Source organism: Kitasatospora cheerisanensis KCTC 2395 (genome assembly GCF_000696185.1).
In the GTDB taxonomy this organism is placed as follows: domain Bacteria; phylum Actinomycetota; class Actinomycetes; order Streptomycetales; family Streptomycetaceae; genus Kitasatospora; species Kitasatospora cheerisanensis.
On record NZ_KK853997.1, the window covers coordinates 7,754,130 to 7,777,863 of the forward strand.

General features: G+C 74.4%; 22 protein-coding genes and 3 pseudogenes. 18 read left to right on the forward strand and 7 right to left on the reverse strand.

The annotated features are described in order from the left end of the window. Positions 1–139: 139 nt before the first annotated feature. The gene (locus KCH_RS34850) at positions 140–1,075 is read right to left on the reverse strand and encodes an ABC transporter ATP-binding protein (protein ID WP_084224101.1); all 936 of its coding nucleotides are present in this window, start codon (positions 1,073–1,075) and stop codon (positions 140–142) included. Positions 1,076–1,236: 161 nt separating this feature from the next. Then, positions 1,237–2,274, reverse strand: a complete 1,038-nt coding sequence (locus KCH_RS45550) for an SCO2583/SCO2584 N-terminal domain-containing protein (protein ID WP_063750237.1) — start codon at positions 2,272–2,274, stop codon at positions 1,237–1,239. A gap of 112 nt (positions 2,275–2,386) precedes the next feature. Here KCH_RS45550 and KCH_RS34865 point away from each other — a divergent pair, with 112 nt between their 5' ends. After that, positions 2,387–2,737, forward strand: coding sequence for a 5-carboxymethyl-2-hydroxymuconate Delta-isomerase (locus KCH_RS34865; RefSeq protein WP_035869979.1), 351 nt, complete (start codon positions 2,387–2,389; stop codon positions 2,735–2,737). A 102-nt stretch (positions 2,738–2,839) separates the two neighbouring features. Here KCH_RS34865 and KCH_RS38295 read toward each other — a convergent pair whose 3' ends face one another. Then, a complete protein-coding gene (locus tag KCH_RS38295) occupies positions 2,840–6,238 on the reverse strand; it encodes a glycosyltransferase (protein ID WP_051653780.1) in 3,399 nt (1,132 codons plus the stop codon). 740 nt (positions 6,239–6,978) lie between these two features. Between KCH_RS38295 and KCH_RS34875 the strand changes: the two genes are divergently transcribed. From KCH_RS34875 to KCH_RS34890, 5 genes and pseudogenes are all read left to right on the forward strand, one after another. Next, the gene (locus KCH_RS34875; protein ID WP_244305573.1) at positions 6,979–8,379 is read left to right on the forward strand and encodes a M4 family metallopeptidase; all 1,401 of its coding nucleotides are present in this window, start codon (positions 6,979–6,981) and stop codon (positions 8,377–8,379) included. Between the two features lie 45 nt (positions 8,380–8,424). Further along, positions 8,425–8,557, forward strand: a pseudogene (locus KCH_RS45555) (IS5/IS1182 family transposase); the annotation flags it as partial. A 93-nt stretch (positions 8,558–8,650) separates the two neighbouring features. After that, on the forward strand, positions 8,651–9,190 hold the full coding sequence (locus tag KCH_RS34880; protein WP_035869982.1) for a carboxymuconolactone decarboxylase family protein: 540 nt from the start codon (positions 8,651–8,653) through the stop codon (positions 9,188–9,190). Positions 9,191–9,385: 195 nt separating this feature from the next. Continuing rightward, entirely contained in the window at positions 9,386–10,699 is a 1,314-nt protein-coding gene (locus tag KCH_RS34885) for an MFS transporter (protein WP_244305574.1), read from the forward strand. A 183-nt stretch (positions 10,700–10,882) separates the two neighbouring features. Beyond that, positions 10,883–11,902 carry a S66 peptidase family protein gene (locus KCH_RS34890; RefSeq protein WP_035869984.1) on the forward strand — a complete coding sequence of 340 codons (1,020 nt, stop codon included), beginning with the start codon at positions 10,883–10,885 and terminating at the stop codon, positions 11,900–11,902. 126 nt (positions 11,903–12,028) lie between these two features. Here KCH_RS34890 and KCH_RS34895 read toward each other — a convergent pair whose 3' ends face one another. Beyond that, complete coding sequence (locus tag KCH_RS34895; protein WP_035869985.1) at positions 12,029–12,430, reverse strand: DUF4345 domain-containing protein; 402 nt, start codon at positions 12,428–12,430, stop codon at positions 12,029–12,031. Positions 12,431–12,520: 90 nt separating this feature from the next. On the opposite strand from KCH_RS34895, the gene KCH_RS34900 reads away from it, so the two are divergent. The 5 genes from KCH_RS34900 to KCH_RS34920 all read left to right on the forward strand — a co-directional run bounded on the left by KCH_RS34900 (position 12,521) and on the right by KCH_RS34920 (position 16,597). Further along, positions 12,521–13,129, forward strand: coding sequence for a TetR/AcrR family transcriptional regulator (locus tag KCH_RS34900; protein ID WP_035869989.1), 609 nt, complete (start codon positions 12,521–12,523; stop codon positions 13,127–13,129). 140 nt (positions 13,130–13,269) lie between these two features. Further along, positions 13,270–14,460: an NAD(P)/FAD-dependent oxidoreductase gene (locus tag KCH_RS34905; RefSeq protein WP_035869990.1), complete on the forward strand. Its 1,191-nt coding sequence runs from the start codon at positions 13,270–13,272 to the stop codon at positions 14,458–14,460. A gap of 10 nt (positions 14,461–14,470) precedes the next feature. Continuing rightward, the gene (locus KCH_RS34910) at positions 14,471–15,412 is read left to right on the forward strand and encodes a sigma-70 family RNA polymerase sigma factor (RefSeq protein WP_035869992.1); all 942 of its coding nucleotides are present in this window, start codon (positions 14,471–14,473) and stop codon (positions 15,410–15,412) included. Between the two features lie 335 nt (positions 15,413–15,747). Next, complete coding sequence (locus tag KCH_RS34915; RefSeq protein WP_208866023.1) at positions 15,748–16,176, forward strand: DUF6193 family natural product biosynthesis protein; 429 nt, start codon at positions 15,748–15,750, stop codon at positions 16,174–16,176. Positions 16,177–16,186: 10 nt separating this feature from the next. Next, positions 16,187–16,597, forward strand: coding sequence for an Imm7 family immunity protein (locus KCH_RS34920; RefSeq protein WP_035869996.1), 411 nt, complete (start codon positions 16,187–16,189; stop codon positions 16,595–16,597). Positions 16,598–16,604: 7 nt separating this feature from the next. Here KCH_RS34920 and KCH_RS34925 read toward each other — a convergent pair whose 3' ends face one another. After that, complete coding sequence (locus KCH_RS34925) at positions 16,605–17,330, reverse strand: class I SAM-dependent methyltransferase (protein WP_035869999.1); 726 nt, start codon at positions 17,328–17,330, stop codon at positions 16,605–16,607. Between the two features lie 304 nt (positions 17,331–17,634). Between KCH_RS34925 and KCH_RS34930 the strand changes: the two genes are divergently transcribed. Continuing rightward, positions 17,635–18,009: a VOC family protein gene (locus KCH_RS34930; protein ID WP_035870003.1), complete on the forward strand. Its 375-nt coding sequence runs from the start codon at positions 17,635–17,637 to the stop codon at positions 18,007–18,009. A 55-nt stretch (positions 18,010–18,064) separates the two neighbouring features. After that, complete coding sequence (locus KCH_RS34935; RefSeq protein ID WP_035870006.1) at positions 18,065–18,634, forward strand: maleylpyruvate isomerase N-terminal domain-containing protein; 570 nt, start codon at positions 18,065–18,067, stop codon at positions 18,632–18,634. 91 nt (positions 18,635–18,725) lie between these two features. On the opposite strand, the gene KCH_RS34940 is transcribed toward KCH_RS34935, so the two are convergent. Then, positions 18,726–20,006 carry a YhgE/Pip domain-containing protein gene (locus KCH_RS34940; RefSeq protein ID WP_035870009.1) on the reverse strand — a complete coding sequence of 427 codons (1,281 nt, stop codon included), beginning with the start codon at positions 20,004–20,006 and terminating at the stop codon, positions 18,726–18,728. A 256-nt stretch (positions 20,007–20,262) separates the two neighbouring features. On the opposite strand from KCH_RS34940, the gene KCH_RS34945 reads away from it, so the two are divergent. Together KCH_RS34945 and msrA are read left to right on the forward strand one after the other, a co-directional pair. After that, complete coding sequence (locus KCH_RS34945) at positions 20,263–20,811, forward strand: YbaK/EbsC family protein (RefSeq protein ID WP_035875224.1); 549 nt, start codon at positions 20,263–20,265, stop codon at positions 20,809–20,811. Between the two features lie 125 nt (positions 20,812–20,936). Further along, positions 20,937–21,443 carry a peptide-methionine (S)-S-oxide reductase MsrA gene (gene msrA, locus KCH_RS34950; protein ID WP_035870010.1) on the forward strand — a complete coding sequence of 169 codons (507 nt, stop codon included), beginning with the start codon at positions 20,937–20,939 and terminating at the stop codon, positions 21,441–21,443. A gap of 135 nt (positions 21,444–21,578) precedes the next feature. On the opposite strand, the gene KCH_RS34955 is transcribed toward msrA, so the two are convergent. Beyond that, complete coding sequence (locus KCH_RS34955; RefSeq protein WP_035870014.1) at positions 21,579–22,148, reverse strand: TetR/AcrR family transcriptional regulator; 570 nt, start codon at positions 22,146–22,148, stop codon at positions 21,579–21,581. Positions 22,149–22,243: 95 nt separating this feature from the next. Here KCH_RS34955 and KCH_RS34960 point away from each other — a divergent pair. From KCH_RS34960 to KCH_RS45565, 3 genes and pseudogenes are all read left to right on the forward strand, one after another. Continuing rightward, positions 22,244–22,740, forward strand: a pseudogene (locus KCH_RS34960) (FBP domain-containing protein). Further along, positions 22,737–23,153: pseudogene (locus KCH_RS45560) on the forward strand (class I SAM-dependent methyltransferase); the annotation flags it as partial. The pseudogenes KCH_RS34960 and KCH_RS45560, both read left to right, overlap by 4 nt. 218 nt (positions 23,154–23,371) lie before the next feature. Then, positions 23,372–23,584: a hypothetical protein gene (locus KCH_RS45565; protein ID WP_244305749.1), complete on the forward strand. Its 213-nt coding sequence runs from the start codon at positions 23,372–23,374 to the stop codon at positions 23,582–23,584. Positions 23,585–23,734: the final 150 nt, after the last annotated feature.

Here is a 23,734-nt window from a genome sequence, read left to right on the forward strand (position 1 = left end):
GTGCTCGTGCGGCGGGCGTTTGTGGGGTCGGCGTTCGTGCGGTGCGGGCTCGTGCGCCGGGTGTTCGTGCGGTGCGGGCTCGTGCGATGGGTGCTTGTGCGGTGCGGGCTTGTGCGGTGCGGACGCAGGTGACGGGTGTTCATGCGGCGGCGCCGGCCGGGCGGGTGGAGAGGGCGAGCATGCGCTCGGAGACGGTGTGCGCGTCCGGGTGGTGGAGCTCGCCCGCGAGGACGCCGCCGGCCAGGAACACCGCGCGGTCGGCGAAGGAGGCGGCGACCGGGTCGTGCGTGACCATCACCACCGTCGCCCCCAGGCCGTCCACCGCGCTGCGCAGCAGGGCGAGGACCTCGTGCGCGCTGCGGGTGTCGAGCGCGCCGGTGGGCTCGTCGGCGAAGATCACGTCCGGTCGGGTGATCAGGGCCCGGGCCAGCGCGACGCGCTGCTGCTGGCCGCCGGAGAGCTGGCCGGGCCGGCGGTTCGCGTGCTCGCCCAGGCCGACCGTGGCGAGCAGCTCGCGGGCGCGCGCCCGGTCCTGCCGCTCGCCGGCCAGGCGCTGGGGGAGCAGCACGTTCTGAAGGACCGTCAGCGAGGGCAGCAGGTTGAACGCCTGGAAGACGAAGCCGATCCGGCTGCGGCGGAGCTTGGTCAGCGCCTCCTCGCCGAGCGAGCCGATCTCGCGGCCGGCCAGCAGCACCTGCCCCGCGTCCGGCCGGTCGAGGCCGGCGGCGCACTGCAGGAAGGTGCTCTTGCCGGAGCCGGAGGGCCCCATCACGGCCGTGAAGCTGCCCGCCGCGAGCGCCAGGTCGATCCCGCCGAGGGCGTGCACCACGCCCGCGCCCCGCCCGTAGCTGCGGCGCACCCCGCGCAGTTCGATCGCGGGCAGCCCGGCCCCGGGCAGCCCGGCCCCTGTAGTCCGGCCGGGGGCGCGACCGGGCCGGCCCAGGGCGACCGGGGCGCGGCGGCGTCGGCGGCGGCGGGCGGGGTGGGCCGGCCGGGCTGGGAACGGCGCAGGCGGGGCGACATGGTGAAGCCTTCCTCGGAGGTGACGCCCCGGTGGTCCTCGTTTCCGGGGCATCGCCAACGCTAGGAAAACCGCAGGTCACGCACCATGGCGTGGGCCGGAGACTTCAAGGTGGGGTTACCCCCACCCCCGACCGGCGGCCAGCTCCAGGACCGGCCGTCGCCGGAGCCGTCGGCGCCGGATCCGGTCGGCACCGAGGGGGAGGACGGCCGGGCTCAGACCGGCCTGGACGCGCGCACCGGCACCTGGTTGGTGACCGCCAGCACCTCGCCCTGCGGCTGCACGCCGAGCGAGCGCCGCAGTTCGGCCACCTCCGGGTCGGCCAGCGAGACCGTGACGGTGTACGGCGCGGGGCCGGTGAGGACGTTGTGCCCGTCGGTGCGCGGCCCCAGCCCGGCGGCGAGCGCCTGCGCGTCCACGCCCGGGCAGAGCGCCGCGGCGGGGAGCACCACGTGCGCGACCGCGCCCGCCGAGGAGACCAGCCAGCCCCGGCCGTCGGGGGTGTGCGGCGCGCCCTCGACCGTCGCGGCCAGCCCGTACGCCCCGGCCAGCAGGCCGTCGGGGCCCTCGATCTCCACCGCGACGCCGTCCGGGCCGAGCGGCGCGGACAGCGCCAGCGGCGCGCCGGAGCCCGGACCGATCCGCAGGTCGAAGGTGAACTCGCCGGCCCGGCCTGCGTCGAGGTCCCGGTGGCCGTGGGCGGCCAGCAGCAGCGCCGGTCCTGACGACCCGTCGACGCTCAGCGAGGCCGGCGCCGCCGGGAAGCGGTGGTAGCCGTGCGTCCCGCACCGGCTGCCGGCGGACGTCCCGCCGCCGGGCAGCGCGCGGTCGACCGAGGGCGAGGGCCGGCCGGGACCGCCGGCGGTGCGGGCGAGCTGCGGGGTGTGCGCCCGCTGCGGTTCGAACAGCACGCCGCCGACCACCAGCAGCACGATCAGCAGCCCCAGCGCCGCCGTCCACTGCTCGCCCCGGCTGAGCGAGCGGAACCGGCGCAGCCGCCCGAACCGGCCGGTGCCGCCCGGGAGCTCGTGCCGCCCGCGGCGGCGGGAGCGGCGGGAGCGGCCCGGGCCGTCCGTCGACCAGCGGCGGCCGCCCGGGTCGACCGGCGGCTCGTGCCGCCAGCGCTCGGCCAGCATCCGGGCCCGGGCGGACGGTTCGCTCACGGTGGCGGCGCGGACGAACTCCTCGTCCAGGACGAGTCCTTCGAACGGGTCCGGCGGTTCGACGGCGTCGGGCGGGCGATGGTCGGACATTGTGCCAGTATGCCCGCCCCGGGTGACCTCGCGGGGGCTATGTTCTCCGATCAAGGACGCCACCGTCCCGGGAAGGCCCCGGGCGGTCGAACGTCCGGTGAGGAAGCCCGCCATGCCGCAGATCCTGATCGACCACTCGCCCGGCCTCGACTTCGACGCGACGGCCTTCGCCAAGGAGGTGCACCAGCTGATCCCCGAGGTGATCAACGCCGGCACCGCCGACTGCAAGACCGTGGTGCGACCGGCCGCCACCCACCTGGTCGGTGACGGCTCGTCGGGCGAGGCGGTGGTCCTGGTCGAGATCAAGATCCTGGCCGGGCGCAGCGCCGAGGCCCGCGGCGAACTGTCCGCCCGGGTCACCGACCTGCTGCGCTCGCACGTCCGGGTGCCCGCCGCGTTCTGCGTCGAGATCACCGAACTCGACCGGGAGACCTACGTGTTCGTACACCACGCCGGGCACTGACCGAGGCCGCCGGCCCATGTCACGGGGCGACGCCACGGGCCGGGTGCGGACTCGTCGATGAGGGGCGGCCCGTCCGGTCACCCGGGGGGAGGCGACCCCGGGTCAGCGGGCCGCCGCCTCCCCGAGGATCACCGTCGCCGCCTCGGCCCACCGCACCCGTTCGGCGAGGCCGGTCCGAAGCTCCTCCGCCAGCTGGAACGAGCGGTTGCAGTCGCGCAGCTTCCGGTCGATGGCGCGGGCCCACCGGTCGGTGTCCTTCTCGTCGTCGCCGGACATCGCCACGATGTGCCGGTCGGCCTGCTCCCGGCCGAGCGTCTCGCGGAGCAGTTGGGCGAGCCCGCTCTCCGATCCGACCAGCACCGGCAGCCCGTGCGCGATCGCCTCGACGCCCACCAGCCCGAACCCCTCGGCGCGGGACGGCATGACCAGCAGGCTGGCGCTGTTCAGGTCGTTGTCGATGCGGTCCCGGGACGCCGCGTACCCGCGGACCACGACATCGAGTCGCGGATTGCCCGCCCAGGCCATGATCTGCGCGCGCTGCTCCTCGGCCGCCGCCTCGGGAGCGCCCCGTACCAGCAGCCGGACGCCGCGCAGACCGTCCTCCTCCATCCAGCGCGCGGCCCGGCCGCAGGCTGCGGCGGCGAGGTCGAGCCCCTTCAGCCGGGCGTCCTCGACCCGGCCGAGCAGCAGGACCCGGACCGGACGGCCGCCCGGCGGCACGCGCGACGGCGGCGAGGTGAACACGTCGAACCCGGGGTCGAGGCGCAGCGGCTGACGGCCGGGGGAGTCGGTGAACTCGGCCAGGAACTGGTCGTGCAGCCAGGGCCCGACCGCCACCACGCGGTGCGCGCTCCGGCCGAGCGCACGCTCGATGTCGGTCCGCTCCTCGGCGCGGAGCCCGGCGTCGCTGCCCCGGTCCGGCTTGTACCACTCGATCTCGTCCGGGGCCATGTGCACGAAGTGCAGGCGGCGGGCGGCCGGGAAGAAGTCGTCCGCGAGCTTCTTCGCGGCCGGCCCGGTGATCCGGCTGTGCCCGAGCACCAGGTCGGGGACCACCCCGTCCGGCAGGCCGGGCCGACTGGCCAGCCGCATGTCCTCGGACGCGCCGGGCATGCGGGGCGCCGGCAGCAGCGTGACGCCGACCCGCTCGGCGTCCTCCGACTCCTGGGTCGTGGCGTCCAGTACCACGCAGAACACCCGCGCGCCGGCCGCCACCAGGGCACGGCAGAGGTCGCGGTTGAGCGTGCTGAGACCACCGCGGGACGACGACCACTCGGTGGCCACGGACAGGATGACGGGCGCCCGGCCGACGGGTGGCTTTTCGGCGCCGACCGCCGGGGCAGTCCCAACGGCATCGAGCAGGTCGAGTGCGCGCCGCACGGCCGCGACCAGGTTGGCGCCGGTCTCCTCGCGCAGGGTGGCCGGGTCGGCGGCGTCCGGCATGAGCAGCAGCGCGACGAAGTAGGTGGTCAGGCCGCGGGTCTCCAACACCTCGGCGGCGCGGGCGAGCTGAGCGGCCGCCACCGTCCGGTTCTCGTCCAGGAGTTCCGCCATGGCTGCGTTGTAGTGGCTGAGCGAGCGCTCCTGCGGACTGGAGGCCAGCTCGACGGCGTGCCCCGCCCAGCCGCGCGCGTCGCCGGCGAGCCCGGCGACCAGGCTGATGTAGGTCAGGTTGTTGGCCTGTTCCCAGCCCGGCGTGAGATCGAACGACGACTTCAGGTGGGTGAGCGCGGCGCGCAGGTCGCCGGCGTCGTACGCCGAGTAGCTGGCGTCGAGGCGGGATTCGCCCAACAGGGCCCGCGTCGGCCCGGTCGCCTTGTCGAACCAGTCGTCCGCCGGCCAGGTCTCCAGCGGGATCCTGCTGCGGTGGGCCGTGAGCCGGCCGCCCAGGGCCGCGATCTGCTCGGCGGCAGCCCGGAAGTCAGGACGGTCGGCCAGCACGATGTCGTCCGTGTCCGCCGAGTACAGCCAGCGTTCGACGCGGTGGCTGCCGAAGGTGCAGGTGACGGTGGTCAGGTCGAGGTTCGCGGGTTCGCCCGCCTGCAGGACGGCGTGGTGGAGCAGCTCGATCCGCGGGGAGGCGTCGGGCCCGCCGTCGGGCAGTGTCCTCAGCGCGTCGAAGACCTGGTCGAGGTGCCGGGCGGCCATGCCGGGGCAGCAGGTGGGGAAGACCCGCAGCGGTCCGCCGGCGAAGCCCTTCAGCAGGTGGTGGAGCCGGTCGACCATCAGCGCGTGCACGGGGTTGCGGCTGGTGAACGGCGTGCCGGAGGCGGACCCGAGGGTGCTCGCCGTCCACAGCCGGGCGTAGATCTCGTCGAAGAGTTCGGTCTCGATCGCGAACCCGAGGATCTCCTGGTTCGCCAGGACGCCGTCGGCGATCAGGGTCTTCCTGGTCCGGTCGAAGTCCGCGCGGGTGATCTCCGGCGGTCCGGTCATGCAGTAGGCGAACCAGGCGTCGTCCGCCGTGGCGTGGTCGAGCGCCGAGGAGAGCACGTTGAACGCGATCAGGTCGGTGCGCTCCAGCGAGCGCACCGCGCGGATCAGCGGGCGGTCGAGGACGTCCCGGCGGCCCGACTCCATCCGGGAGCGGATGCCTTCGATGACTTTCGGGCTCAGCTCCATGCCGTCGGTGATGCCGTGCTGCCACTGGGCGAACATCTCGTGGCAGTACAGCTGGATCTCGTACGGATTGCCGTCAGTGAGGTGGGTCAACGCGGCCACCACGTCGCCGGACGTGTGGCTGTGGAGGCCGACACTGCGCAGCGGTAGCAGCATGCAGTTCTGGATGTCCTCCCACTCGACGAAGCGGCGGACCTCGATCTCCCTGAACTGCCGCAGGATCGGCGAGTGCACCTCGGTGATCTGCTCGATCAGCCCCGAGGTTCCGGCGAGCACCAGCACCAGCCCGTGGACGCGCGAGGTGAGGAACCGCAGGATCGACAGCACCCGGGCGTCCTCGGCGATCACCTGGGCCTCGTCCACCAGCAGCACGATCGGATGGCCGAGCAGTCCCACGAAGTGCGCGAGGTCGGCCCGCAACGCCGCCTCCGGCACCCGGCCGCCCGGCCCGGTGAGCGCCACCGCCTCCGGGAACTCGAGCGGGGCCACGGCCTCCGCCCCGGCGGCTCCGGCCATCACCCGCCGCACCGCCGCCGTTCCGACGGGCGCGGTGCCCGCGGCCTCGGCGGCCTCGGCGGCTTCGGCGGCGACCACGGCGACGATCTCCTCGTAGAGCTTCCGGAAGAAGTCCGCGGGCTCCCGGTCGGTGTCGTTCAGCTCCACCCGCACCGTGGTGAACTTCCGTGCCGCGGCCAGTCGTTCGGTCGCATTGAGCAGGCTCGTCTTCCCGGCGGCCCGCGGGCCGTGCAGGACGACGCACACCGACGGCCGGTCCACGCATGCCTGGTCCAGTTCGTACCCGAGGACGGCCAACTCCTCGCCGCGCCCGGCGAAGACGGCGTCGTCGCGAACCGGGTTGCGGTAGTCGTACGGATTGCGCAACGCGGAAATGTCCACAAGCCCCCTGACCTCGCGTCGATCGTAGGGTCTGGGGGAGGCGGAGGGGAGGGTTCTGCGGACTGCCGACGGCCGGATTCCGGAAGTAACTGACGCTCTCGGCAACGGAACTGACGGTACGTCGGCCGCAGCCTTCCGCTCCGGCGAGGCGAGGGCTCGGGGTGGCTGGGGCAGTAGCAGGCCGTTCGGGAGGTGGCAAGGGGGTGGTCGGTGGCGGGATCTCGCCAGTGCGGTGAACGGGGCGGTGGTGGGGCATCCCCGGCGGTCGGGCGGGGCTGGTGGCGGGACCTGGCCAATGTGCGGGCGGGAGCTGTCCTTTTACCGTCCGCATTGTCATGCTACTGCCCACCTCCCGTTCGGCGGCCGTCCCTCCCCACCCTGACGGGCCGTCACGAAGCGTGCGGGAGCAGCACGTCAGCGCCCGTACCGCCTCACGGTGCCAAGCCCGGCGCCCCGGTGCGCGGCGCGACCGCGCACCTGCGGTCTCGTGGAAGGGACACCCCGCACGTGAAGCGAAAGCCGACAGTCGGAGCCGTGCTCGCCGCCGCCGCCCTGCTGGCGGGCGTCGTCCAGGTCGCCGCGGCCCGGCCGCCCCCGCGTACGCGGGGGCGTCGGCGGCGGGGCAGCAGCGTGACGCCCTGCTCGCGCTGGCCGGGGCCCAGGCCGGCCCGGTCGCCAGGGCGCTCGCGCTGGGCGGCCAGGAACGCCTGATCGTCAAGGACGCGGTGCTGGACGCCGACGGCGACCGCCACCTGCGCTACGAGCGCACCTTCGCGGGCCTGCCCGTCATCGGCGGCGACCTGGTGGTGCACCAGCGGGCCGACGGCTCGATCAGCTCCGTGGACCGGGCCTTCGCCGGGCAGTTGTCGCTGCCGAGCCTCGTCCCGGCGCTCTCCGCCGAGCAGGCCGCCGCCGGGGCGACCGGCGCCGTCCGGGCTGCGCCCGGGGCTGCCGCAGGGCCGGAGGGCGCGGCGCTCGCGGAGGTCGGGGCCGCCGGGCAGGCGCAGTTGGTGGTCTGGGCCGGCGGCGACGCCCCGCGGCTGGCCTACCGGACGGCGGTGGCGGGCGTGCGCACCGACGGAGTCCCGAGCAGCCGGCGGGTGATCACGGACGCGGGCACCGGAGCGGTGCTCGCCACCGACGAGGGCATCCGGACCGCGACGGGCACCGGCACCGGCGTCCACGTCGGCGCCGTCACCCTCACCACCACGCAGAGCGGCGGCACCTACCTGCTGAAGGACGCCACCCGCGGCAACCAGTCCACCGTCGACGCCGGCGTGGCCGGCAGCCCGATCTTCACCAGCGCCACCAACGTCTTCGGCAACGGCCTCCAGTCGAACCGTCAGTCGGCGGGCGTGGACGCGCAGTTCGACGCCGCCGCGACCTGGGACTACTACAAGAACACCTTCGGCCGCAACGGCATCCGGAACAACGGCGTCGGCATCACCAGCCGCGTCCACACCGGAAACAACCTGCTCGACCTCTTCTGGGACGACTCCTGCTTCTGCATGAGCTACGGCGACGGCCCCGGCAACGCCAAGCCGATGACCGAACTCGACGCCGCCGCCCACGAGATGACGCACGGCGTCACCGCCGCCACCGCCGGGCTGGTCTACTCCGGCGAGGCCGGCGGCCTCGACGAGGCCACCTCGGACATCCTCGGCACCATGGTCGAGTGGTCCGCCGACCTGCCCGCCGACCCGCCGGACTACCTGATCGCCGAGAAGCTCGACCTCAACAACAACGGCACCCCGCTGCGCTACATGGACAAGCCCTCCAAGGACGGCTACTCGCGGGACTACTGGTACGCGGGCATCGGCAGCCAGGACCCGCACTACTCCTCCGCCGTCGGCAACCACTTCTTCTACCTGCTGGCCGAGGGCAGCGGCCTGAAGACCATCAACGGCGTGACCTACAACAGCCCGACCTTCGACGGCTCCATCCTCGCCGGCATCGGCCGCACCAAGGCCGCCGCCATCTGGTACCGCGCCCTGACCGTCTACATGACCTCCACCACCACCTACAAGGGCGCCCGCACCGCGACCCTCCTGGCAGCCACCGAACTCTACGGCTCCCCGGAAGCCACCGCCGTGGCCGCGGCCTGGAAGGCGGTCAATGTCAACTAGGTCCTGCCGGCGGATCGTGCGACCTCCGGACGGTCGGAGCGCCGTGGCACCCGGTGCCGGGTCCTCCGAGCGGTCCGGGCGGACGCCGACGCCCGGGGCCGGCTGGGCCGGAGCCCGGTGGGCGGGGACTCGACCTCGTGCCGGGCCCACCGGCACGCCGCCGGGGCGCCCCGGCGGCGTGCCGCGATCCCGAAAGAAGACACCGGACGGTGCCGGGCGGGATCCCCGCCGACGGGCCGTCACATCCGGAACCCCGTAAAGGAGAACCACCGTGCCACACATCAGCATCGGCAACGACCTCCCGGGCATCAGCGGTCTGCTGGCCGACCGCCCCGACAGCGCCGCGCCACTGAACCAGCTCGTCAACGTCCTGCTGCGCGGCCCCTCCCCGCTGCCCCGGGGAGAGCGCGAGCTGATAGCCGCCTACGTCTCCGAACTCAACCGGACCCGGTTCTGCTCCGACTCGCACGGCGCGTTCGCCGCCGCGCAGCTCGACGGCGGCGAGGAGTTGGTGACGGCCGTCCTGAACGACCTGGAGACCGCGCCGGTCTCCGAGCAGCTGCGCGCCCTGCTGCGGGTCGCCGCCGAGGTCCAGGCGTTCGCCCGCCCGGTCTCGGAGAAGGCCGTGGCCGCCGCCCGGGCGGAGGGCGCGGGGGACGACGAGATCCACGACACGGTGCTGATCGCCGCCGCGTTCTGCATGTACAACCGCTACGTCAGCTGCCTCGACACCGAGCTGCCGGCCGACCGGAGCTACTACACCGAGGGCGCCCGGCGGATCGTGGCGCACGGGTACGGCAGCCGGCGCTGACGACGCCTCCGGGCCCCGGTCGGTGGACCGGGGCCCGGGACGCGCGGCGGTGGGGAGAGAGCAATCGGGAAGAAGGCGGCGGACGCGAGGCCCGGAATCATGAGCCCTCCCATCGTCCGCGCCGGGAGCAGCCCACCCATGCCACACACCGAGGCCGGCCCGCCCCACCCGCTGCCCGCCCCTTCGCCCGGGGCCGTGCGGTCACGTCGCCGCGCCGTCACCGCGACCGTGGTCGGGAACTTCGTGGAGTCCTTCGACTGGCTGGCGTACGGTCTGTTCGCCCCGCTCTTCGCGGAGCGGTTCTTCCCCTCCGCCGATCCGACCACCTCGCTGCTCGGTGCCTTCGCGGTGCTCGGGGTGGGCGTGCTGGCCAGGCCGCTCGGCGGCGTGCTGCTGGGCCGGCTGGCGGACCGCCGGGGCCGCAAGCCGGCGCTGCTGCTGGCGATTCTCCTGATGACGGCCGGTTCGGTCCTGATCGGGAGCGCCCCGACGTACCAGCAGGCCGGGATCCTCGCCCCGGTGCTGCTGCTCTGCGCCCGGCTCGCCCAGGGCATCGCCTCCGGCGGCGAGTGGCCCGCCGCGGCGGCGTACCTGATGGAGCTGGCCCCGCCTCGCCGCAGGGGCCTCTACGGCAGCCTGTTCTCGCTCACCACCGCCGCGGGCGCGTTCACCGCCGCGATGCTCGGCGGCATGCTGACCGGCCTGGTGGGCCCCGGCGCGATGGAGACCTGGGGCTGGCGGGTGCCGTTCCTGATCGGCGGCGTGCTCGGGCTGGTCCTGCTGGCGCTGCGGAGCCGGATCACCGAGAGCGAGGTCTTCCGGCGCGAGGTGAGCTCCCGTCAGGACCGCAGCCCGCTGCGCGAGGTCCTGCGCGCCCACCGGCAGCAGGTCCTGCGCTCCGTCCTCCTGGTGGCCGGGATGGCGACCGTCGGCAGCACCTGGACCTCGGTGATACCGGCGATGGGGCAGCGGCTGGCTCCGGACGGCACGATGTTCTGGGCCGTGGTCTGCGCCACCGCCGGGATGATCCTGCTCCAGGTGCCGATCGGCCTGCTCGCCGACCGGGTCGGACCACGGCGGCTGCTGGTGGTGGCGAGCCTGCTCTTCGCCACCGGCGGCTCCTGGGCCTACCTCGCCATGACCGGCCGGTTCACCAGTCTGCTGCTCGCCTACGGCAGCGGCGTGGTCTACCTGGTCTGCGTCACCACGGTCCTGCCCGCCCTGCTCGCCGAGATCTTCCCGCCCCGCGTACGCGCCCTGGGCATCGGCCTCCCCTACGCACTGACCAGCGCCGTCCTGGGCGGCGCCACCCCGCTCCTGGCCACCCACCTCGGCAAGAACGGCCCGTCCGGGTGGTTCATCGCCGGCGTGGTGGCCGCCGTCCTCCTCGGCCTCGCGGCCACCGTGACCTTCGGCCCCTCCGACACCGAACGGTCCCGACCGGCGCACCCGGAGCCGGTGCCGGCGGGTCAGGGCCCGTCCGGCAGGATCCGCCGGACGGGGCGGTGACCGCAGACGTTCACCGGGGCGCGGCCGGCCCACCTGCGGCGCGTCTTCGCGCGTGGCCTCGACCGCGTCCCCGACCGCGCGTTCGCGTTCGACGAGTTCGCCGTGGCGGGAACGGCCTGAGCCGGGGCGGACGACCGGAGAAAGTCGCGTGACCCCGCCAGTGGCACCGGCGACACTGACGCCATGACTGGTCCGGCACTGCCTCAACTGCTTCGACCGCGTGCCCTGCGGCCCGGCGATCTCGTGGTCATTGCCTCGCTGTCCGGTCCGCTGCCGGCCGCCTACGAGCCCAACGTCGAGCAGACGGTCGTGGTGCTGGAGCGGATGGGATTCCGCGTGCGTCGGGCTCCGCTGCTCGAAGCGGGACGCCGCCACTGGTGGAGCGCGGCCACGCCGGCGGAGATCGCCGGGGAACTCAACGGTCTTCTGCGTGATCCCGAGGTGCGCGCGATCGTCGCGAGCGACGGCGGCCAGACGGCGCTCGGCTACCTCGACCTGATCGACGTCGAGGCGATCAGGGCCGACCCCAAGCCCATCCTCGGCTACAGCGACATCTCGCTGCTGCATCTGGTGCTCTACGCGCGCACGGGCCTGGTCGGCTTCCACGCCGACATGGCCGTCCCCGGCTTCGGCGGGCACTGGCGCTCTGCGCCCGCGGCGCGCCGCGCGGATCTGGAAGCGCTCTACGCCAGGTTGCTGACCGGCACCGAGGCGATCGGTGCGCTGCCCGCGAGCCCGTCGTGGGAGTGCTGGCGTCCTGGCCGGGTCGAAGGCCGGCTGATCGGCGGGGTGATCAACCGGATCGTGCTGGCGCAGGCGACGCGATTCGCGCTGCCGCTCGAACGGTTCGACGGCGCGGTGCTGTTCTGGGAGGAGATGGGCGGCCTGGCATCGCACGTGTGGAGCTATCTGCAAGTGATGCGGCACTCCGGCATCCTCGATCGGATCTCCGGCATGGTCGTGGGCGTTCCGCGCGAGATCGGCGGACTCGAGCCCGGCGCGTCCCCGACCCTGCCCGAGATCGTCCTCGACGTCCTCGGCGACCGGGACATCCCGGTCCTGGGCAACGTCGAGTTCGGGCATGCCGGCCCGAATCTGCCGATGCCGGTCGGCGTCCGCGTCGGCCTCGATGCGCAGCAGCGGACGTTGTCGCTGCTCGAACCGGCGGTGGGGCCGCACGCGACGATGGCGCCGGCCGGCTGAGCACCGCGGCTCGGTGCACCGGCGGCCCCGGCAGCACCACCGCCCCGGGCCGACCCGCTTCGGTGACCGCCGCCCTGGGCCGCCCGTTCACGGTGCGGCGGGACGGTCGTGGTTGGCGGGGCGGGGTCAGGCCTCGGCCGGTCGGTGCGGCGCCGCGGCGGGGTGCGCCAGCCAGAAGAACAGGGGCGGCAGCACCAGTTCGACCACGCCCAGCACCAGTTGGAACCAGTGCGGCCAGCCGTCGGCGGCGATCGACAGGATCCGCCCGAGCCCGCCCAGCAGCATGAGCCCGGCCAGCCAACGGACGGCGGCCACCGGGACCGGCGACTGCCGGGCCGCCCAGAGCCAGGCGACGCCGTAACCGGCGAAGATCGCGCCGAAGAAGCGGCCCAGGCTGTCGACCGTCGGACCGGCCGAGGTCGCGCCCGGGATCGCCGCGTTCCCGAGCAGCAGGTGGTAGAGCCCGATCGCGGCGCAGGCGTACCCCATGACCTTCATGAGTCCCCGCAGTGCTCCGACCTTCGTCATGGCAGCGTCGCCCCCGTTTAGTAGACACGTGTCAACCAGGCTCACCAGGCTACGGCCGGTTAGTAGACACGTGTCAAGTACCATGGCGGCGTGCCTCCCAGACGACGCCTCAGCCCCGCCGACCGCCGCGCCCAGCTCCTCGCCGTCGCCGCGCAGGCCTTCGCCGCGCACCCGTACGACGAGGTGCTGATGGAGGACGTCGCCGAGCGGGCCGGCGTCTCCCGCGCGCTGCTCTACCGGCACTTCCCGAGCAAGCGCGACCTGTTCGCCGCCCTCTACCGGCAGGTCGCCGAACAGCTCCTCGCCCAGACCCGGTTCGACCCCGCCGACTCGCTGGTCGAGCAGCTCACCGAGGGCCTGGACGCCCACATCGAGTACTTCGCCGAGAACCGCCACACCGTGCTCGCCGCGAACCGGGTGCTGGCCGGCGACCGCCTGATCCAGACGATCATCGCCGAGGAGCTCGACGCCCTGCGCGAACGCCTGCTCGGCGTCCTCCCGCACACCGACGCCGGCACCCGCGCGGCCGTGTCGGGCGTGCTGAAGAGCTGGCTGGTGTTCGTCCAAGTCCTGTGCGTGGACTGGCTCGCCGACCCGCACTGCACCCGCACCGAACTGCGCGAGGTCTGCATCGGCGCCGTCCTGGGCGCGATCCGACCGCTGCTCCCGGAGGACCCCGCCCCGACCCGCCCGCACTGACGCCGACCCGCTCCGCAGCGACCCCGGTCCGCGGTGCGCACCCCGGCCTGGGCGTGGTGACCCGGGTCACATCCGGAACCTGTCAGCAATCGGTGCGCCGCCCCGTTCAGAGGGCACGCGAACCAGACAGGAGCACCGTCATGAGGCACCGCATCGTCGTCCTCGGCGCCGGCTACGCCGGAGCCTTCGCCGCCGGCAACCTGGCCCGCCGGCTGTCCGCCGCCGACACCGAGATCACCGTCGTCAACGCCGCCCCCGAGTTCGTCGAGCGGATGCGGCTGCACCAGCTCGCCATCGGCCACCCGGTCCGGTTCCGCCCGCTCACCGAGCTGTTCGCGGGCACCGGCGTGCGCGTCCGGGTCGCCCGGGTCACCGCCCTCGACCCCGAGCGCCGGACCGTCGCCGTCACCGGCGAGGACGGCGACGCCGAACTGACCTACGACACCCTGCTGTACGCGCTCGGCAGCGCCGTCGACCGGCACGGCGTCCCCGGCGTGGCCGAGTACGCGTTCGACGTGACCGGCCTGTCCGCGGCGCTGCGGCTGCGCGAGCGGCTGGCCGAACTCGGCCCCGGCGGAAGCGTGTTGGTGGTGGGGGAGGGGCTCACCGGGATCGAGACCGCCGCCGAGATCGCCGAGGCCCGGCCCGATCTGAAGGTGGCGCTCGCCGCCCGCGGCGAACTCGGAGCGTGGCTGTCCCCGAAGGCCCGCCGCCACCTGCGCGCGTCCTTCGCCCGGTTCGGCATCGCCGTCCACGAGCACACCGCGATCGCCGCCGTCGAACCGGGCGTGGCGATCGCCGCCGACGGCCGCTCCGTTCCGGCCGAAGTGACGGTCTGGGCAGCCGGGTTCGCCGTGCAGCCGCTGGCCGCCGTGAGCGGTCTGGAGGTCACCGCGGACGGCCGGGTGGTGGTCGACCGCACCATGCGCTCGGTCTCCCACCCGGACGTCTGGGCGGCCGGCGACAGCGTCCACGCGATCGGCGCCAACGGCCGCCCGCTGCCGATGTCCTGCGCCTCGGCCGGCCTGACCGCCATGCAGGCGACGGCCGCGATCATCGCCAGGCTGACGGGCCGTGAGGTCACCGTCTCCGGGCTGAAGTACTACGGCAACCACATCAGCCTCGGGCAGCGGGACGCGATCGTGCAGATGGTCGACGCCGAGGTCCGCGCCAAGTCCTGGTACCTGGGCGGCCGGACCGCCGCCCGGTTCAAGTCCGGCGTGCTCAAGGGCTCGGTGTGGAGCATCGCCCACCCGACCTACGGCCTGCCCCACCGCAGGCGCCACCTGTCGCTCGCCCCCGAGCAGGCCCCCGTGCGGAGCGCCGCCTAAGTTGTGGTGCATGGACACTGTCGCCGTCGACCGCTTCGAGGCCAGCCGGGGCCGGCTGGCCTCGCTGGCGTACCGTCTGCTCGGCTCGGCCGCCGACGCCGAGGACGCCGTCCAGGACGCGTTCCTGCGCTGGCAGGCCGCCGACCGCACGCGCATCGAGGTGCCGGAGGCGTGGCTGACCAAGGTGGTCACCAACCTCTGCCTGGACCAGCTCCGTTCGGCCCGCGCCCGGCACGAGCGGGCCGCGGGCGAGCACCTGCCCGAACCGCTGCTTCAGGGCGACCCGATGCTCGGACCCGCCGACACCTACGAGCAGCGCGAATCGGTGTCGCTGGCGGTGCTGACCGTGATGCAGCGCCTCGCGCCGGTCGAACGCGCCGCGTACGTGCTGCGCGAGGCGTTCTCGTACCCGCACGCCGAGATCGCCGGGATCCTCGACATCAGCGAGTCCGCCAGCCAGCAGCACGTGCACCGGGCCCGCCGCCGGGTCGCTGCCGAACGCCGCGGCGACGACGGGCAGCCGGACCCGGCGTCCGCCCGCCGGGTGGTCGAGGAGTTCCTGCTCGCCGCCACCTCCGGGCGGGTCGACCAGCTGGTGGCGATGCTGACCGCCGACGCCACCGCCGTCTCGGACGGCGCCGGCCTGGCCAAGCGGCTGCTGCGGCTCACCGACCGGAAGCAGATCGCCACCTTCGTGCGGGCCGGGTTCCGGCCCACGCCCGCCAAGATCCGGCTGGCCGGCGGCGCGCCCGTGCTGCACGTCGCGCACGTCAACGGCTCCCCGGCCGTGATCGCCGTGGTCGAGGGCCGGGTGCGCGGCGCCGTGGTGCTGGAACTGCGCGACGGCCTGGTGGCCGGCCTGTGCGGCATCGCCGCCCCCGCCCGGCTGGCCCGCCTCGACGCGGCCTGGCAGCAGCACAGCCCCGAGTCCCCACCGGTGGCCAGCTGGTGACAGGCAGTCAGGAACGGACGGGCTCGACCTTGACCCGACGGCCGGGGCCGTGTCCTCCACCGGCACCAGGCCGGACCGAGCGGGTTGCCTTCGTGGCGCCCGCGGCGTGCGCGTTCTTCGTCCTGCCTTCAGCGTGGAGCTTGACCTCAGTTCCTCGCCGACCCGTCCCTGCTGCCCAGCCTGACGGGCCTTCAGCGGCAGGACGACGCCGCCCACCGCGAACTGCTCACCCAGCACGGCGAGGACGACCGCCCCGGCCGGACCGCGCTCACCGCGCTGATCCGGCGGAAGCTGTGCGCGGCGGGCCCGGAACCGCCCTGAGGAACAATGGCCGGATGCCCGACACCACCCCGCACCCCGCAGACCCCACCGAGCAGCCCGGCGAGGTCGCCCGCCTGATCGCCTCCGCCTGGCAGCGCCTGCGGGACGAGGCGGCCGGACTGGACCACCCGTGGGCGCCGACGCACCGTCAACTGGTCGAGGCCGCCCACGCCGAGCCCGTGCTGCGCGTCCTCTTCCCGTTCACCAGCCACTGGGCGCTGCGCTTCTCCACCACCACCGGACCCGCCATGGCCGCCGTCGGGCCGGTCCTGGCGGCGGGCGGCGACGGCACCTTCGGGGTGGGCACCGGTCTGGGCGCCCCGGACCTCGGCAGCTACCCGACCGCGCGGGAGGCCGTCGCCCGCGCCGTCCGCGAACTCCCGCCCGTCCTCGGCCCGGTGACCCTCGGCGGCCCGCTGCGGCCGCTCGGCGGCGGGGAGTAGGCCGCGCGACATGTTCGAGTACCACGGCTGGGTGACCGTCCGGGAGAGCGCCGCGGCGGAGGACGACGAGGACTTCACCACCGAGCGGGCGCGCCTGCGGCGGCTGGTGGCCGGCATCGAGGAACGGGCCCGGCAGGTCGGCGGGCACGGGCTGCTCGACGTGCGGTGGATCAACGGCGAACCGTTCGTGCAGCTGGCCGGGTTCGCCAACCACCGCGACCCCGGGATCCCGGAGTTCTTCCGCGAGGTCGGCGCCCGCGCCCCCGGCTCCTACGGGCTGCTGTACGTCCACGACGACGAGGACCGCGCGCACCCCGAGGGGTTCGTGGTGCACCGGATGGTCCGGGGCCGGGTGAGCGAGCACCAGGACGCCCTGCTGTCCCCGTGCATCCCGGTGCTGGAGGATCCCTGGACGTCCTGACGGCAGGTCACGGACGGCGGGCCAGGAAGACGAACTCGCGGCCCGGACGGTCGGGCGCGTCGCGGACCTCCAGGAGTTCGAACCCGGCCGCCCGCAGGTCCTCGGCGACCTCGGCGCGCTCGCGGAAACGCAGCGTGGAGTCCGAGACGAGACGGGCGCCGTCGGCGCCGAAGACGTAGTGCCAACGGAACGTCACCAGCGGCCCGGACACGTCCAGCAGCTCCGCCCAGGTCTCCACCCGGCCGACGCCGGGCACCTCGTCGACCTGGTGGGTGGCCTCGCGGTTCCACTCCTCCCAGGCCCGCCGCGCCGGGTCGCGGGTCTCGAACGCCAGGTGCCCGCCCGGGCGCAGCGCGGCCCGGACGCCCCGCAGGGTGCCGCGCCAGTCGCCGGGATCCGTGATCGCCTGGGCCGCGTTGGCCGTCAGGGTGACCAGGTCCACCCGCAGCGGCGGCAGCGTGGTCCCGTCGCCGCAGAGCCAACGGACCCGCTCGGCGCCCGGCTTGGCGCGGGCCAGCGCGAGGGACGCCTCCGCCGGGTCCACCCCCGTGACCCGGTGGCCGCGTTCGGCCAGCAGCAGCGCGAACACGCCGGTGCCGCAGCCCAGATCGAGGACGCTGCGCGCGCCGAGCTCGTCCGCCAGGGCGAGATAGGGGACCAGGTCACTGCGGTCCGGATCCAGCACGTCGTAGAGGGCGGCCAGCCGGGGATCGGTGAAGCACTCGTCAGCCATGCGGGCGAGGGTACGGCCGACCCGGGGCCGGGCACCCGTGGTTTTCCGCCCGGCGCAGGGCAAGGGCGGTCCGCCCACCCGGGGAAAACCCGTTGCCGTCGGGACGGGGCGTTGCGTACGGTGTGCGGGTGAACACCGGAACGGCCATGGGCCACGCACGGATCGGCGACCCGGTGGGCGACTGAGCCCACCCCGGGCGTCCTCGGGGCGCCCACCGGTCAGGGGACCACCCGGTCCCGGGAGCAGTGCTCCCGGTACGACCAGGCTTCTCACCCACCCCTGACTCGGAACGAGGTTCCTCGCCATGCCCGCTGCCTTCAACCACACCATCATCCCCGCCACGGACCGCGAGGCCTCGGCACGCTTCTACCTGGAGCTGCTGGAGGCCGAACAGGCGCCGTCCTGGGGCCCGTTCACCAACCTGACCATCGCCGACGGCGTGCTGCTCCAGTTCGCCGAGCCGCCGGTGGAGATCCAGCGCCACCACTACGCCTTCCTGGTCGACGACGAGCACTTCGACCGCGCCTACGCCCTGCTCTGCGAGCGGGAGATCCCGCACTGGGCCGACCCGCAGATGCAGCGCCTCGGCGAGACCAACACCGAGCACGGCGGCCGAGGCGTCTACGTGCTCGACCCGGCCGGCCACGGCGTCGAACTGATCACCCGCCCCTACCTGTAGGCCCACCGCAGGCCCGCCGGTAGGCCACCGGCGGTGCGGGTGCGAGGATGACCCGATGGACCATCAGGACGTGCGCGCCGCCCTCGCGGAGCTGCGCCTCACCCTCGCCCCGCACCTGGAAGCCGACTGGAGCGTTCCGGCCGGCGGGCTGGAGTGGTCGTGCCGGGAGACCCTGGCGCACATCGGCCACGACCTGCTGGCCTACGCCGGCCAGCTGGTCGCCCGGCCCGCCGACCGTTACCTGCCCTTCGACCTGACGGTCCGTCCGGACGCCGACCCCGCCGCCACCCTGCAGATCAGCCTGGCCTGCGGAGAGCTGCTGGCCGTCGCGCTCGCCGCCGCCGACCCCGGGCTGCGCGCCTGGCACTGGGGCCCGACCGACCCGAGCGGCTTCGCCGCGATGGGCGTCGCCGAGATCCTGCTGCACACCCACGACATCGCCACCGGCCTCGGCCTCGGCCGGACCCCGCCGCCCGGGCTCTGCGCCGCCGTCCTGGCCCGGCTGTTCCCGGACGCCCCCGCCGGCGACCCGGCGGCCGTGCTGCTGTGGTGCACCGGGCGCGGCGAACTGCCGGGCCTGGAACGGCGCACCTCCTGGGGCTGGAAGGCCGCGCTGCCCTCCTGACGCGGGGGGATCCGACGACCCGTCAGGACAGCGCCCGCCACCGCGCCCGATCTCCGGAGCGGTACCGCGCCCGCCGCCGCTGCCGGGTGCTTCAGGAGGGCGACGGCACCATGCGGTGCAGGCCCTTGCGGTCGTAGTAGTGGGTCATCGCGAAGCCGAAGACCAGCGCCACCACGAAGCCGACCGCGATCATCACCCAGCCGCGGGTCAGCCCGGCGTCCGCCTGCGCGTCGAAGTACAGGATCGCCCGCACCCCGCCCGCGACCTGCCGCATCGGCTCGAACGCGCCGAGGAAGCGGTAGAAGGACGGCGTGGCCTGGAGCGGGATCGTCGCGCCCGAGGACGGCAGGGCGAACGCGATGAAGACGAACATCGCGACCAGCTGGCCGAGCGTGCCGAACGCCGCGTTGATCGCCTGCACCCCGAGGCCGACCGCCACGCAGGCGCAGAACGAGAACACCCAGAGCAGCGGCAGGTGCGGGGCGTCCATGTTCAGGATGCCCACCGTCGCCAGCATGATCATCGTGGTGGTGACGGCCGACAGGCCCGCCGTCATCACCATCTTCACCACCAGCGTCTGCGTCCGGTTGATCGGCACCGTCGGCCGGCGCGAGTGCCACGGGCCGATCTCGCTGTCCGCGTAACCCAGCGCCGTGTCCACCCCGTTGTGCACCAGGTTGGCGCTCAGGAAGCCGGCCAGCACCAGCAGCAGGGTGTAGTAGAACGCGCTCAGCCCCAGCCCCGTGTGCCGGGCGATCGGATGCCCCTGCTGCACCTGCACGTCCACCGGGTCGGCCAGCAGCAGCCGCGCCGTCGGCGGGGCGTTCGGCACCGCGGCCGTCAACTGCTCGCCGATCGACCGCGAGGACCGGTGCGCCGCCTGCTGGGTGATCTGCGAGGCCAGCGAGGAGGCCAGCGACCCGGTGCCCGGATTGGTCAGCGTCAGCAGCACCGGACGGGCCGAGGCCTGATCCGCCGTCAGCGCGGCCACCGTGCGGGAGAAGTCCTCCGGCACCACCAGCGCCCCGTACACCTTGCCCGCGGCCAGCTGCTCCTGCGCCCGCTCGCGGCTCAGCCGCTGCCACTGCACCTGGCCCGGCGGCGTCCCCGCCGCCACCGCGTCCGCCAACTCCGCGCCCAGCGGCGCGGAGTGTCCCGGCAGCGGCGGCCCGGCGTCCGCGTCGACCAGCGCGATCGGCAGCCGGTGCAGACTGTCGGACGGCGTCAGGATGCCGCCCATGTACAGCAGCGACAGCACCAGCGCGACCAGCGCGCTCAGCACCCCCGGAATCAGCCACAGCTTCCAGCGGCGCAGCACCCGCCCCGCGCGGGCCTCGGGGGCGTTCACCTGCGGGGGAATCCCGGTCGCCATGCCACTCCCGGCCACTCGACGCACCCTCGGTCCCCGGGTCGGGAACCCCCACGACGATAGGGTCGGGACGCGCCGTGCGGCCGCGACACCGGCGGCGACACCGGGTGCGGTCACCCCAACGGGCCAGCCGGGACCCGGCGGTGCCGTTCGCTAGGGTGGGTCCATGAACGAGCACGCATCGCCGGCCGGGACGGCGGACCCGGTCACCCCGGACTCCTCGGCCACCTCGGGCTCCTCGGGCTCGTCGGACGGGCGGGTGACGGCGCCGTTCGGGAACTTCCCCGACGTGCGGCGGGCCGTCGACTGCGTCGCCGAACTGGCCGGGCCGGTCGCCGCGCTGCTCAAGGAGTGGGACGCCGAACTCGCCCGCGCCGTGCGGTACGTGGACACCGACCCCGAACTCGCCGACACCGCCGTGTTCTGCGCCGCGTACCAGGTCCCCGTCGAGGCGTCGGCGAACTGCGTGGTGGTCGCCGCCAAGCGGGGCGGCGAGACCACGCTCGCCGCCGGCGTCGTGCTGGCCACCACCCGGCTCGACGTCAACAAGGCGGTGCGCGGCCACCTCGGCGCGCGCAAGGCCTCGTTCGCGCCGATGGACACCGCCGTCGGCGAGAGCGGCATGGAGTACGGCGGCATCACCCCCGTCGGCCTGCCCGCGCACTGGCCGCTGCTGATCGACGCCGCCGTCGCCGCCACCCCCTGGGTGCTGATCGGCAGCGGCCGGCGGCGCGGCAAGCTGATCCTGCCCGGCGCGGCACTGGCCGCCCTGCCCGGCGCGCAGGTGCTGGACGGGCTGGCGACCTGAGACCGCCGGGAACACCGGACGCCCGGCGGCGGTTGGACCGGATGGTCCCCGCCGGGCGGCACCGCGCGGAGGGGACACGCACCGCACCAGGAGTGCGGACGTCCCACGCGAGGAGTGAGAACGAGATGACCACGGACCGGGCTGTCCTGGCCGGCGGCTGCTTCTGGGGAATGCAGGAGCTGATCCGCAAACTCCCCGGCGTCCAGTCGACCCGCACCGGCTACACCGGCGGCGAGAACGCGCACGCCACGTACCGCAACCACCCCGGCCACGCCGAGGCGCTGGAGATCGTCTACGACCCGGAGCGGATCAGCTACCGCACGCTGCTCGAGTACTTCTTCCAGATCCACGACCCGAGCACCGTGGACCGCCAGGGCAACGACATCGGCAGCAGCTACCGCTCGGCGATCTTCTACGTCGACGAGCAGCAGCGCGCCACCGCGCTGGACACCATCGCCGACGTGGACGCGAGCGGCCTGTGGCCCGGCAAGGTGGTCACCGAGGTCACCCCGGTCGGCGACTTCTGGGAGGCCGAGCCCGAGCACCAGGACTACCTCCAGCACTACCCCAACGGCTACACCTGCCACTACCCGCGGCCCGGGTGGAAGCTGCCGGTGCGCGAAGGCGCGTGACGGTGCGTCAGGCCCCTCCGTCGGCCGCCGGTCGGTTCGTCCGACCGGCGGCCGGTGTTTTGCGGTAGGCGGCCGGTGTTGTGCGGTCGATGCTTCGCGGTCGGCGGTCGGCGGTCGGCGGTCGGCGGTCGGCGGTCAGTTGTCGGCTCGGGCGCGGAGCAGGGCGTCCAGGGAGTCGACGATCCAGTCCCAGGACTCCTGCGGGTCGACCGGGGTGTGGGCGAAGCCGCCGGCCGCCTCCAGTTCGATGTAGCCGTGGAAGGCCCCGCCGAGCAGGCGCACCGCGTGCGTCTGGGCGGGCTCCGGCAAGTGGTAGCCGCGCAGGATCGCCCTGGTCAGCTGGGCGTGCCGGGGCGCCGCACTGGCCGCGGCGGTCTCCGGGTCGAGCCGGAGCCGGGTGGCCTGGTAGCGGCCCGGATGCTCGCGTGCGTAGCCGCGGTACGCCTCGGCGAAAGCCGCCAGCGCGTCGCGCCCCGCCCGCCCGGCGATCGCGTCGCCCGCCCGGTCGGCGAGCTCGGCCAGCGACAGCAGGGCGATCCGCACCTTCAGGTCCTGCGAGCTCTTGACGTGCGAGTACAGGCTGGCCACCTTCACGTCGAAGCGCCGCGCCAACTCCGTCACCGTGACCTGCTCGAAGCCCACCCGGTCGGCCAACTCCGCGCCCGCCCTGGTGAGGACCTCCGCCGACAGCCCAGCACGCGCCACCCGGACCCGCCTCCCGCTCCTCGATCGCTTTCTCGCACCTCTCGGTCAGATTATCCATTTGCCTAAACGACTTAGGCAAATTAGCGTGGCGTTTCGTGCGAGAGTTGACCGAATCCGAGATCCGCGCCGCGTTCCTGAACTGCTCCAAGGGCGAGGCGAAACGACTGAACCTGCCGCGCGAACTGGCCGAGCAGCCGTGGAGCGAGCTCGACTTCCTCGGCTGGCGCGACCCGCAGGCCCCGACCGCGCCTACCTGGTCACCGTCGTCGACGACCGCGCCCGGGCCGTCGTCCTGCGCAGTTCCTCCGGCGCCGGCCGGCCGCCCCGGCGCAGCATCTGCTCCCTGTGCGTCACCACCCACACCGGCGGCGTCGCCCTCCTGGTCGCACCGCTGGCCGGCCCCGCCGGCCGCCAGGGCAACTCCGTCGGCGCCTACGTGTGCAGCGACCTCGCCTGCTCGCTGTACGTCCGCGGCCTGCGCGAGACCGGCACCAGGATCCACGAGTCGCTGACGCAGGAGCAGCGGATCGACCGCCTGCGCGACAACCTGACGGGATTCCTCGCCAAGGTGGCGGTCGGGGAGGCGAAGTGACGGGCGTTCAGGAGCCGGTCGTCGCAGGGGCGGAGGGCGTCGGCGCGTTCGAGGCGCTGGAGCGGCGGATCTGGTCCGGGCGGGCCGCCGCCTACGCCGCGAGCTTCGCCCGGCTGTGCGCCCACCCCGTCCCGGCGCTGCTCGATGCCGCCGGCGTCCGGCCCGGCAGCACGGTGCTGGACGTCGGCACCGGCACGGGCACCGTCGCCGCGGCGGCCTGCGCGCGCGGGGCCCGCGTGGTGGCCGTGGACGCCGAACCGAGCATGCTGGCCGAGGCGCGACGGGCTGCGCCCGAAGCCGAGGTGCGGGCCGCGACGCTTCCCGAACTCCCCTTCCCGGACGGCGCGTTCGACTGCGTCGTGGGCAACTTCGTGCTCAACCACGTCGGCCGGCCGGCCGACGCGCTCGCCGAACTCCGCCGCGTGCTCCGCCCCGGCGGCCGGCTCGCCCTCACCACCTGGGCGGCCCCCGCCCCGCCCGGACAGTCCCTGCTGGGCCGCGCCTTCGAGGCCGCCGGTGCGGTCCGCCCCGCGGACTTCCCCCGCCGCCCGCCGCGCTCGCCGCCGTCACCGAGCCGGGCGCCTTCACCGCGCTGCTCACCGGCGCCGGCCTGCGATCCGTCCACGGCCGGGTGCTGTCCTGGAACCACCGCGCCACCGCCGACGACTGGTGGGCCGGCCCCGCGACCGGCGTCGCCTTCCTGGGCGAACTGCTGCACCGTCAGGAGCCGGACGTGCAGCTCGGGATCCGTCGGGAGTTCGACCGGCTCGCCGCCGAATTCCTGGACGCTGACGGCCGGTTGGCGCTGCCGCACGCCGCGCTGCTGGTGTCGGCGCAGCGCTGACGGCAAGCGCAGCGGGGGCGCGGCCGCGGCGGCCGGCGATCGTGCGGGCGGGGCGGATCGCGTGGGCGGCCACCCTGCCCGCCGACGGTCCCACCGGCGGCGTCTTCTACGACGGCGAACGCGTCGCCTGACCACGAGCACCCGCCGGCG

Bases quoted from the DNA above. Each gene is read 5' to 3' on its own strand.
- KCH_RS34915 (WP_208866023.1), top strand. From the start codon at position 15,748: ATGCCCGACACCACCCCGCACCCCGCAGACCCCACCGAGCAGCCCGGC.
- KCH_RS34910 (WP_035869992.1), top strand. From the start codon at position 14,471: ATGGACACTGTCGCCGTCGACCGCTTCGAGGCCAGCCGGGGCCGGCTG.
- KCH_RS34865 (WP_035869979.1), top strand. From the start codon at position 2,387: ATGCCGCAGATCCTGATCGACCACTCGCCCGGCCTCGACTTCGACGCG.
- KCH_RS45550 (WP_063750237.1), bottom strand. From the start codon at position 2,274: ATGTCCGACCATCGCCCGCCCGACGCCGTCGAACCGCCGGACCCGTTC.
- KCH_RS34935 (WP_035870006.1), top strand. From the start codon at position 18,065: ATGGACCATCAGGACGTGCGCGCCGCCCTCGCGGAGCTGCGCCTCACC.
- KCH_RS34920 (WP_035869996.1), top strand. From the start codon at position 16,187: ATGTTCGAGTACCACGGCTGGGTGACCGTCCGGGAGAGCGCCGCGGCG.
- KCH_RS34890 (WP_035869984.1), top strand. From the start codon at position 10,883: ATGACTGGTCCGGCACTGCCTCAACTGCTTCGACCGCGTGCCCTGCGG.
- KCH_RS34895 (WP_035869985.1), bottom strand. From the start codon at position 12,430: ATGACGAAGGTCGGAGCACTGCGGGGACTCATGAAGGTCATGGGGTAC.
- KCH_RS34925 (WP_035869999.1), bottom strand. From the start codon at position 17,330: ATGGCTGACGAGTGCTTCACCGATCCCCGGCTGGCCGCCCTCTACGAC.
- KCH_RS34930 (WP_035870003.1), top strand. From the start codon at position 17,635: ATGCCCGCTGCCTTCAACCACACCATCATCCCCGCCACGGACCGCGAG.
- KCH_RS34850 (WP_084224101.1), bottom strand. From the start codon at position 1,075: ATGCCCCGGAAACGAGGACCACCGGGGCGTCACCTCCGAGGAAGGCTT.
- msrA (WP_035870010.1), top strand. From the start codon at position 20,937: ATGACCACGGACCGGGCTGTCCTGGCCGGCGGCTGCTTCTGGGGAATG.
- KCH_RS34905 (WP_035869990.1), top strand. From the start codon at position 13,270: ATGAGGCACCGCATCGTCGTCCTCGGCGCCGGCTACGCCGGAGCCTTC.
- KCH_RS34940 (WP_035870009.1), bottom strand. From the start codon at position 20,006: ATGGCGACCGGGATTCCCCCGCAGGTGAACGCCCCCGAGGCCCGCGCG.